This is a genomic window from Saccharopolyspora sp. 6V (assembly GCF_020176785.1).
GTDB classification, from domain to species: Bacteria; Actinomycetota; Actinomycetes; order Mycobacteriales; family Pseudonocardiaceae; genus Saccharopolyspora_C; species Saccharopolyspora_C gregorii.
The window spans coordinates 1-9,113 of the sequence record NZ_JAIUKB010000009.1 but is presented as its reverse complement, the minus strand read 5'-3'; the positions used below and the strand labels follow the sequence as shown (position 1 = coordinate 9,113).

Annotated in this window: 7 protein-coding genes and 1 tRNA gene; 2 read left to right on the top strand and 6 right to left on the bottom strand. The window is 70.0% G+C overall.

The window, feature by feature from the left end; genetic code table 11:
- Window positions 1-355: 355 nt before the first annotated feature.
- The gene (locus tag LCD35_RS01465; RefSeq protein WP_224960375.1) at window positions 356-1,276 is read right to left on the bottom strand and encodes a cation diffusion facilitator family transporter; all 921 of its coding nucleotides are present in this window, start codon (window positions 1,274-1,276) and stop codon (window positions 356-358) included.
- Window positions 1,277-1,439: 163 nt separating this feature from the next.
- Here LCD35_RS01465 and LCD35_RS01460 point away from each other — a divergent pair.
- Window positions 1,440-1,512, top strand: a tRNA-Arg gene (locus LCD35_RS01460).
- Between the two features lie 69 nt (window positions 1,513-1,581).
- Here LCD35_RS01460 and LCD35_RS01455 read toward each other — a convergent pair.
- A complete protein-coding gene (locus LCD35_RS01455) occupies window positions 1,582-3,036 on the bottom strand; it encodes an SDR family oxidoreductase (protein WP_224960641.1) in 1,455 nt (484 codons plus the stop codon).
- A 227-nt stretch (window positions 3,037-3,263) separates the two neighbouring features.
- On the opposite strand from LCD35_RS01455, the gene LCD35_RS01450 reads away from it, so the two are divergent.
- Window positions 3,264-3,875 carry a GNAT family N-acetyltransferase gene (locus LCD35_RS01450; protein WP_224977504.1) on the top strand — a complete coding sequence of 204 codons (612 nt, stop codon included), beginning with the start codon at window positions 3,264-3,266 and terminating at the stop codon, window positions 3,873-3,875.
- Window positions 3,876-4,006: 131 nt separating this feature from the next.
- Here LCD35_RS01450 and LCD35_RS01445 read toward each other — a convergent pair whose 3' ends face one another.
- The 4 genes from LCD35_RS01445 to LCD35_RS01430 are packed head-to-tail and all read right to left on the bottom strand — an operon-like array spanning window position 4,007 to window position 8,851.
- The gene (locus LCD35_RS01445; RefSeq protein ID WP_225043603.1) at window positions 4,007-5,578 is read right to left on the bottom strand and encodes an ABC transporter ATP-binding protein; all 1,572 of its coding nucleotides are present in this window, start codon (window positions 5,576-5,578) and stop codon (window positions 4,007-4,009) included.
- The gene (locus LCD35_RS01440; protein WP_224960637.1) at window positions 5,575-6,381 is read right to left on the bottom strand and encodes an ABC transporter permease; all 807 of its coding nucleotides are present in this window, start codon (window positions 6,379-6,381) and stop codon (window positions 5,575-5,577) included. The genes LCD35_RS01445 and LCD35_RS01440 overlap by 4 nt, the downstream gene beginning before the upstream one ends.
- Window positions 6,378-7,325 (bottom strand): ABC transporter permease, encoded by a 948-nt coding sequence (locus tag LCD35_RS01435; RefSeq protein ID WP_225043602.1) that lies wholly within the window; start codon window positions 7,323-7,325, stop codon window positions 6,378-6,380. The genes LCD35_RS01440 and LCD35_RS01435 overlap by 4 nt, the downstream gene beginning before the upstream one ends.
- Complete coding sequence (locus tag LCD35_RS01430; RefSeq protein ID WP_224960635.1) at window positions 7,322-8,851, bottom strand: ABC transporter substrate-binding protein; 1,530 nt, start codon at window positions 8,849-8,851, stop codon at window positions 7,322-7,324. The genes LCD35_RS01435 and LCD35_RS01430 overlap by 4 nt, the downstream gene beginning before the upstream one ends.
- Window positions 8,852-9,113 lie beyond the last annotated feature (262 nt).

The following is a 9,113-nucleotide window of genomic DNA, read 5'->3' as shown; positions in this document are numbered from 1 at the left end:
ACCAACGCCCTGTCCCTTCCCCCGCCCGCAAACCCCCCCCCCGGCCCCTACCACCAAACCGCCCCCCCACCCCCCCCCCCCCCCCCCCCCCCCCGCGCGGGGGGGGGGGCCCGGTTCGTTTTCACCTGGTGCGAGGAAGGGAACCTTCCTGTCACGCCGTTCCACGGGCCACGTCGGTGGTGCGAGGAAGGGAACCTTCCGGTCAGTCGAACTCCGGGACCCGACTCCGAGCTCAGCTGTGCGCCCCGGCGTGGAAGGGAACCTTCCTGTCACCGGTGCGGTGAAGGGAACCTTCCGATCACCTCCGGCGCCCGCCTGGACCGTGGTCCGGGCGCAAGAACCTGCCGTCAGCCGATCACCAGGTGAGCGCTTGGCACCGCCGGGCACACTCGGTCGGCTCGACCTGCAAGGTGGCGTGTTCGATCCGGTACTGCTCGGCGAGCAGCCGTTGCGCGGCGGTCAGGACGTCCCCGTGGTCGGCCCCGGCCGGAATCGTGAGGTGCGCCGAGGCGACCTCCATGCCGGAGGTCAACGTCCACACGTGCAGGTCGTGCACCTCCTTCACCGCCGGCAGCGCGGCGAGGTCGCGGTGCATCGCGTGCACGTCGACGCCTTCGGGCGCCTGCTGCACCAGGATCCGCAGCGCCTGCCCGGCGAGCTTCCAGGTGCGGGGCAGCACGAACAGCCCGACGGCGACGGCGACGATGGGGTCGACCAGGTACCAGCCGAAGGCCCAGGCGAGCGCGCCGCCGAGCAGCACGCCGACCGAGCCGATGGTGTCGGCGAGCACTTCCAGGTAGGCACCGCGCAGGTTGATGCTCTCCCCCGCGCCTTCGCGCAGCAGCAGGAACGCGACCACGTTCGCGGCGAGTCCAGCCGCCGCCGTGATCATCATGGGCAGCCCGGCGACCTCCGGCGGATCCTGGAAGCGCCCGACGGCCTCGACGAGGATGTAGCCGGCGACCGCGAACAGCAGCACCGCGTTGGCGAGGGCGGCGAGCACTTCGATGCGGTACCAGCCGAAGGTCCGCTTCGCCGAGGCCGGGCGGCGCGCGGCGGTGATCGCGGCGAGCGCCATCCCCACGCCCAGCACGTCGGTCAACATGTGCCCGGCGTCCGAGAGTAGGGCGAGCGAGGACGTCAGGTACCCGACGACCGCTTCCAGCACGAAGAACGCCAGCAACACCCCGAACGCCATCGCCAGGCGCCGCGAGTACCGCCCGGAAGCGCTCGCGGGCGATGCAGTCCCGTGCCCGTGGCCGTGCCCGTGGCCCATCACGAACCTCCCCTTCGCCTACCGCCACCATGATATATAGCGAGATGCGCATGAATGCAATGGAGGGTCCACCCACTGGACGCGACCGCACGCCCGCGAACCTTCACCCCCTTCCGGTTCGCGCCGGAGCGTGCGCTAAGCTGACCTACGTCAACAACAGCAAGCCCTCGTAGCTCAGCGGATAGAGCACTGCCCTCCGGAGGCAGGTGTCGCAGGTTCGAGTCCTGCCGAGGGCGCCCGACAAAAGGACGAGCAGTCGATGCTCGTCCTTTTTCGCGCGCTGAAGCGAAATTGCCTGCCGGGTCTTACTTCTCGGCCGCGACGCGGAGCACGTTGCGCACCATCCCGCCGAAGACCACGCCGTGGAACGGCGCCACGAGCCACCAGTAGAGGTGACCGGCCAATCCGCGCGGGACGAACACCGCACGCTGGCGGTAGTGCGAACCACCCGTGCCGTCCGGCTCCACGGTGAACTCCAGCCACGCCCGCCCCGGCAACCGCATCTCCGCGCGCAGCCGCAGCAACCTGCCCTCCACCAGCTCTTCCACCCGCCACCAATCGAGCGCCTCGCCGACCCGCAACCGCTGCGCGTCCCGGCGCCCGCGCCGCAAACCGACTCCGCCGGAGAGCTTGTCCAGGGCACCGCGCACCGCCCACAGCAGCGACGAGGAGTACCAGCCGTGCTCCCCACCCACGCCTTCGACCACGCGCCACAGCCGTTCCGGAGCCACCTGGCTACTGCCTTCGCGGACGTCCGCGTACACGGTCCCGCCGGACCAGGCCGGGTCCGAGGGCAACGGGTCCGAGGGGGCGTCCGACGGCGCCGCATCCGACCAGCGGGTCTCCACCTCGGCGTTCCGGACCTTGCGCAACGCCAGCTGCACCGAGCGGTCGTAGCCGGTAAGGCCGCCCGCCGGCCGCGGCACCAGTTCGTCGATGTCGTCCTCGGAGCAGACCGCCTCGTGGATCAGCGATTCGATCAGCGGCCGCCCGACGCTCTTCGGCACCGGCGTCACCACGTTGATCCACTGGGCGCTCAGCCACGGCGTCAGGACGCCCACCGACAGCATCCGCCGCGGCGGCAGGTCTGCCACGACCGCGTAGCGGCGCATCATCTCGCCGTAGGTCAGCACGTCCGGGCCGCCCACGTCGAACGTCCGGTTGATCGAACTCGGCAGCCGGGACACCTCGACCAGGTAGTGCACGACGTCACGCACCGCGATCGGCTGCACCCGATTGGCCACCCAGCGGGGGGTCACCATCACCGGGAGCCGCTCGGTCAGGTGTCGCAGCATCTCGAAGCTCGCCGAACCCGAACCGATGATCACCGCGGCTTGCAGGACCACCGTCGGAACCCCGCTGCGCAGCAGGACCTCGCCGACCTCCGCTCGCGAAGCCATGTGCTCGGACAACTGCTCCCCCGCAGGATGCACCCCGCCCAGGTACACGATCCGCTGAACCGACGTCTCCCGCGCCGCCTGCCCCATCAGCAGCGCCGCACGCCGGTCCCGGGCCGCGAAACCCGACTCGGCCATCGCGTGCACCAGGTAGTAGACGACCTCGACACCGTCGCAGGCGGCCGTCACGTCCCCCTCGCGCAGCAGGTCGCCGCGGACCACCTCCACCTGGTCCCGCCAGGGCACGTCGCGCAGCTTCTCCGGATTCCGGACCAGGCAGCGGACCTGCCGCCCGTCCTCGAGCAGCCGGGGGACCAACCTGCCGCCGACGTACCCGCTCGCTCCCGTCACCAGACACACCATGGGCGAAGCCTGCAGCTCGCCCACCGCCCCCGCACTCCGACGGGCCGGTGCGATGAAGGGAACCTTCCTGCCACCGGTGGCAGGAAGGTTCCCTTCATTCGATGATCATTGCGGCCTGTGCGCCACACCCCGGACTTATTGAAAATGAGAGTCATTGTATTGTGGCCGCGGCGCACCGGGAGTCGCGTTCGCTCGCGACTCAGGCGCGAGAGCCCGATGGAGAGCACATGGATCACCAGGAAGAGCACCGGATCGGCGAGTACGCGGTGCGCCGCGCCCGCCCGGAGGACGTCGAAGGCGCGCGCCGGGTCATGCTCGACACGTTCTACAAGGAGTTCGGCCACGGCTACCACGCCCGGTGGCACTCCGACGTCGTGGACATCGAGGGCGCGTACCTGAAGAACCCGCGGCACGCGCTGTTCGTCGCGGTGCGCGACGGCGAGGTCGCCGCGACCACGGCGATCCGCTCCGGCGGCCCGCGCTGCCCCCCGCACCCCGAGTGGCTCGCGGCCCGGTACGGGGACGGCAGCACCGCGCAGCTGTTCCGGGTGTACGTGGACCGGCAGCACCGCCGCAACGGCCTGGCGAGCGCGCTGGTGTCGATGGCGTGCGACTTCGTCGCCGACACGCCCGAATATTCGACGATCTACCTGCACACGAATCCGGCGATCGAGGGCGCGGCGCCGTTCTGGCGCAGCGCCGCGACGGAGATCTACGACGCCCGGGAGGACTCCCGGTACAGCCCGAGCGTCCACTTCGAGATCCCGATCCCGGGCCGGTCCTCCGCCTGCCCAGGGGAAGCCGCCTTCGCGTTCCCGGACGTCGATTACGCCGGGTAATCTCGGCTGCGAGATCGTGTGGCCCTGTTCCTACCCGCTCGAGCGATGCGAACGCGCGTTCGACGGGGAAGCATGGAGGCATGTCCCCCTCCAAGCACCTCCCCGCTCGGCGACACCGCGAACTTCCCGGCCTAGGCCTGGCTGATCCGGCTCGTCGCGGCCTCGACCAGCGCGCTCGTCATCGGATGTCGTGGCGCACGCAGCACTTCCGAAGCAGCACCCTGTTCGACGATGCACCCACCGTCGACGATCACGACGTGCTCGGCGAGATCGGCCACGACCCCGAGGTCATGGGTGATCAGCACCAAGGCGCACTCCGCGGTCCGCTGCAGCTCCTTGAGCAGGACGAGCAGCTCGGCCTGGGTGACGGTGTCGAGCCCGGAGGTGATCTCGTCGCAGATCAGCACCCGCGGTTCGGCGAGCAGTGCGCGCACCAGGGCGGCGCGTTGCAACTCACCCCCGGAGAGGGAATCGGGCCGCCGTGCGGTGATCTCCGCGTCGAGGCCGACGCGTTCGAACCACTCCGCCGCCCGTCGCCGCGCCTGCTGCCGGTCGACCCCGCGGAGCCGTTCGGCGGTCCGCGCTACCTGGTCGAGCACGGGCGCGAACTCGTTGAACGAAGCGCGCGCGTCCTGGAAGACGTACTGGACGTCGGCCAGCTGCTCCCTGCTGCGCCCGCTCAGGCGCGCGGCCAGCGGCATCCCGTCGAGCACGATCGTCCCTCGCCGCGGCGGGTGCAGTCCGGCGAGGCACCGGGCCAGCGTCGTCTTGCCGCTGCCGGAGCGGCCGACCACGGCGATCCGCCTGCCCCGGCCGATGTCCAGCGACATCCCGTGCAGCGTCTCGACCTTCCTGCCCCGGCCCCGGTGACCGGCGACCAGGTCGTTCGCGGCGAGAACCGGCGGTTCGCGGTCGTCCTCGGCAGCTGCCAGTGGCGCTCTGGTGTCGGGCTGGGATTCGACGAGCAGCCGCGTGTAGTCGTGCTCCGGGGAGCCGAGCACCGCCGCGGCCGGGCCCGATTCGACGACGGCTCCGCCACGCATGACCAGCACCCGGTGCGCCAACTGCCGCACCACGTCGAGGTCGTGGGTGAGCAGCAGCACAGCGATGCCCTGGTCCGCGAGACCGCGCAGCTCTTCGACGATCTGGGCGCGGGTCAACGCGTCCTGCCCGGTCGTCGGTTCGTCCGCGATCACCACGGCCGGATCGCAGACCAGCGCTTGGGCCAGCACGATCCGCTGCTGCTGTCCCCCGGAGAGCTGGTGCGGGTAGCGGTCGAGCAGCGCCTGCCCGTCGGGGAGCTGTGCCCGGCGCAGCGCAGTGGTGACCCGGGCCCGCACCAGTTCCTTGCGCTCGGAGCGCGCGACCGGCCCCAGGTGGCGGCGAGCGATCTCCCGCAAGACCGAACCGACCCGCCGCACCGGGTTCAACGCGGCCGCGGGGTGCTGCGGGATGTACCCGAGGTGCCCCGCCGCCGGCGGCCGACCCGGGCCGACCGGGTGCCCGGCCACGGTGACCTCACCGTCGACGCGCGCCCAGGTCGGGTGTTCACCGAGCAGGGCGAGCCCGGTCGTGGTCTTGCCGCTGCCGGATTCACCGACGAGCGCGGTCACCTCACCCGCTGCCATCGCGAACGAGACATCGGACACCAGGGGCCGGGAATCGAGCGAGACGTTCAGCCCGCCGACCTCGACGACGTTCACGCGCGCACCTCTCGCCGTTTCCTGCGCAGCAGCTGGTCGAAAGCCAAGTTCACACCCACCGACAATGCCACGATCAGCAACGCGGGCAGCACGACAGCCCACGGCTGCAGGAACAAGCCCGTGCGGTTGCGGTCCACCATGGCCGCCCAATCGCTGGCCTGCGGAGACACCCCCACACCCAGGAAGCTCGCCGAGGCGACGAGGTAGATCGCTCCGGTGAACCTGGTGCCCGAGTCCGCGGCCAGCGTGCGCGCCATCGCGCGCACCACGTAGCCGAGTCCGATGCGAACGCGGCTCTCCCCCTGCATGCGCATGGCCTCCACGGCCGGACGTGCGGAGAGCGAGAGCGTCGAAGCCCTGGAAATCCTGATGACGTCCGGAAGGTTGATGACGGTGACGATCGCGACCAGCACCCAGCCGACGTTCGGTGCGGCGGAAGCCAGCAACAGCAGCAGGAGCATCGAAGGGATGGCGAGCAGGACGTCCAGCGGCCGCATCACCACCTCGTCGACGAACCTGGCCCGGTTCATCCCGACCGCCACGCCGATCGGCACGGCCACGGCGTACGTGCACACCGTGGCGGCCACGGCGACCAGCACCACCGAGCGACCGCCGAGCAGGACTTCGTTCCACACGTCCCGGCCGACGAAGTCGGTGCCGAACAGGTGGCCGGCGCCGCTGCTGAACGCAACGTCCTTTGCCACCGCCCCCGAAGCGAACAGCGGGCCGAACACGGCCAGCAGCAGCGGCACGGCGATCAGGATGCCGGGAACCAGCACCCCGGGCCTGAGCAGGCTTCTCATCGGTCGTCCTCCGCGGCGGGAGCCAGGATCCGGGCGACGATGTCCGCCACCAGGTTCACCAGGACCGTCACGACGGCCAGCACCAAGGACAACCCTTGCACCACCGGCAGGTCGCGCGCGGACACGGCATCGATCAACGTGGTGCCCAGCCCTGGGATCACGAAGATCGCCTCCACGACGATGACGCCGCCGATGAGCCAGTCCGTCGTGCGGGCGAGTTGCTGCACCGCGGGCACGACCGCGTTCGGCAGCGCGTGCGCGAACTGCACCCGCAGCGGCGAGAGCCCGGCTCGGCGCGCCTGCCGGACGTACCCGGACCGCAACGCGTCGATCATGCCGGCGCGGACCAGCCTGCTTAGCGAGCAGATCGGGCGCAACAGCAGCACCAGCACCGGCAGCACCAAAACCGCCGGGCGGCTCAGCAGCCCGCCGCCGCCCACGGCGGTCGGCGGCAACCAGCCGAGCTGAACGGCGAACACGGTGACCAGCAGGATCCCCATGGCGAATTCCGGAACCGAGTACAGACCGAGCGTGGTGGAGGTGATGAGGCGATCGGTGAGCCGGCCTTCCCGGTTCGCCGCCAGCACGCCGAGTCCGAGTGACACCGGCACGATCAACGCCAAGGTGAGCGCCGCCAGCAACAAGGTGGGGCCCACGGAAGAGCCGATGATGTCCAGCACCGAACGCGGACCCACCAAGGACCGGCCGAAATCTCCTTGCGACGCCGCGAGCATCCAGCCACCGAGGCGTTCCCACACCGGCGCGTTCAACCCGAGCTGCTCCCGCAGCAACGCGATGACCGCCGGGTCCGGATCGTCCCCGGCGATGGTGACGGCCGCGTCACCGGGCAATGCCTCGATCAAGAAGAACACGACGACCATGACCAGGAGGACCTGCACGAACCCCAGCAGCACTCGCCGGGCGATGTAGCCCGGAATGCTCACCCCAGCCACACCTTGTCGAAACGCGCCCAATCCAGGGTGTTCGCGGGGGCACCGTCATCGATGCCGCCGACCCTGCTCGCCGACGCCACGATCCAATCCGACACGCCCCACCACAGGAAGCCGCCCTCCTCGAAGAGCGTGCGCTGCATCTCCCGGTAGAGCCCGGCGCGCGCGTTCTCGTCCGAAGTGGACTGTGCCTGCTGGTAGAGCGCGTCGAACTCGGGACGCTGCCACTTGGTGTTGTTCGTCGTCGAGCTCGACAGCAGCCGCTGCGAGAGGTGCGATTCGATCGGCATCGCACCGGACCGGTAGCTGACGATGGACCCCTGCTCGCCGATGTCCGACCAGTAGGTGTCCTTGTTCCCCAAGGTCACGTCGATCGTGACGCCCGCGAGCTTCGCCTGGTCGGCGAACGCCAGCGCCGCTTCCCGCAAGCCGGGAGAGGCTTCGGAGGTGAGCAGCTCGACCCGCAGGTTCTCCGCGCCCGCACGGCGCAGCAGCTCTTTCGCCTTCGCCAGGTCCTGCCGCCGCTGCGGGAGCTCAGCGTCGTAGTACTGGTAGTTCTTGCCGAACAGGTCATTGGCCACCTCTCCCGAGCCCTGCAGCACCGAACGGACCAGTTCTTCGCGGTCGACCAAGTGGAAGAACGCCTGCCGGACCTCCAGTCGATCGAACGGGGGCCGGTCCACCTTCATCGCCAGCGAGTGGAAATTGCTCAGCGGTAACCGGTGGATGTTGATCTGTCCCGCCGCCTCGTGGCTGCGGGCGGTGGTGGCGGTCAGGTCGTGCGCGTAGTCCGCTTGATCACCCAGCAGCGCGTTCACCCGGGCCGCTTCGTCGTTGCTCACCAGAATTTCGAGCTCGTCGAGCAGCGGCGCGCCCTCCCAGTAGTTCGGATTGCGGGCGACGAGGAAGCTACGCCCCGGTTCGAACGAGGTGAACCGGAACGGGCCCGAACCAACGGGGCGCTCGAAGTTCTCCGCGTCCTCCGGAACGATGTAGGCGCCCAAGGTGGCGAGCGCGTTCGGGAACTCGGCGTACGGCCGCTTCAACCGGAACTCAACGGTGCGGTAGTCGATCGCGCGGCTGCCCTGCAGGTCGATCACGGAGAGACTCGCCTTAGCCCGTCGAGTGCTGTCCGGACGCAGGATGCGCGCGTAGCTCGCCAGCACGTCAGCGGCGCGCACCGGCCGTCCGTCGTGGAACGTGGCCTCGCGCAGCGGTACCCGCCACGTCCGCAGGTCCGGACTCGACTCCCACCGCTCGGCCAGCCGGGGTTGCGGGGACATGTCGGAGCCGTAGTCGGCGAGCTTGTCGAACAGCGCCTTGGCGCGGGCCACCTCGGCGTAGAGGTTCGTGGCGTGCGGGTCCAGCACCTCGTCGGCTCCGCCGCCGGGGAACACCGCCCGCAACCGGCCGCCCGGCTTCGGCGGGCCCGCGGTCGAACCGGAGCCACCCGCCGCGCAACCCGACATTCCCACGAATGCGGCCGCTGCGGTGAGTCCCAGGAAACCCCGCCTGGTCACCGCCCCGCCGGTGGAAGAGCCAGCAGCCGATCCGTCGGACTCCATGCGCGGTTCTCCATTCCGTCCCATCACCTGCAACGCCGGCGCAGCCCACCGCAACACCAAAAGAAAACGATAATACTTTTCAAGAACTCCAAGCAAGCGATCTTCCTCACGTCGCGGGGGGGGGGGGACGACAATGAACAAGCAGGAACATGAGGAAGAAGACGCACAAGCCCACGGAGAGGGGGGGGGCGCCCCCCACCGGGACCGACACCACGCC

Bases quoted from the DNA above. Each gene is read 5' to 3' on its own strand.
- LCD35_RS01465 (WP_224960375.1), bottom strand. From the start codon at position 1,276: ATGGGCCACGGGCACGGCCACGGGCACGGGACTGCATCGCCCGCGAGC.
- LCD35_RS01455 (WP_224960641.1), bottom strand. From the start codon at position 3,036: ATGGTGTGTCTGGTGACGGGAGCGAGCGGGTACGTCGGCGGCAGGTTG.
- LCD35_RS01450 (WP_224977504.1), top strand. From the start codon at position 3,264: ATGGATCACCAGGAAGAGCACCGGATCGGCGAGTACGCGGTGCGCCGC.
- LCD35_RS01440 (WP_224960637.1), bottom strand. From the start codon at position 6,381: ATGAGAAGCCTGCTCAGGCCCGGGGTGCTGGTTCCCGGCATCCTGATC.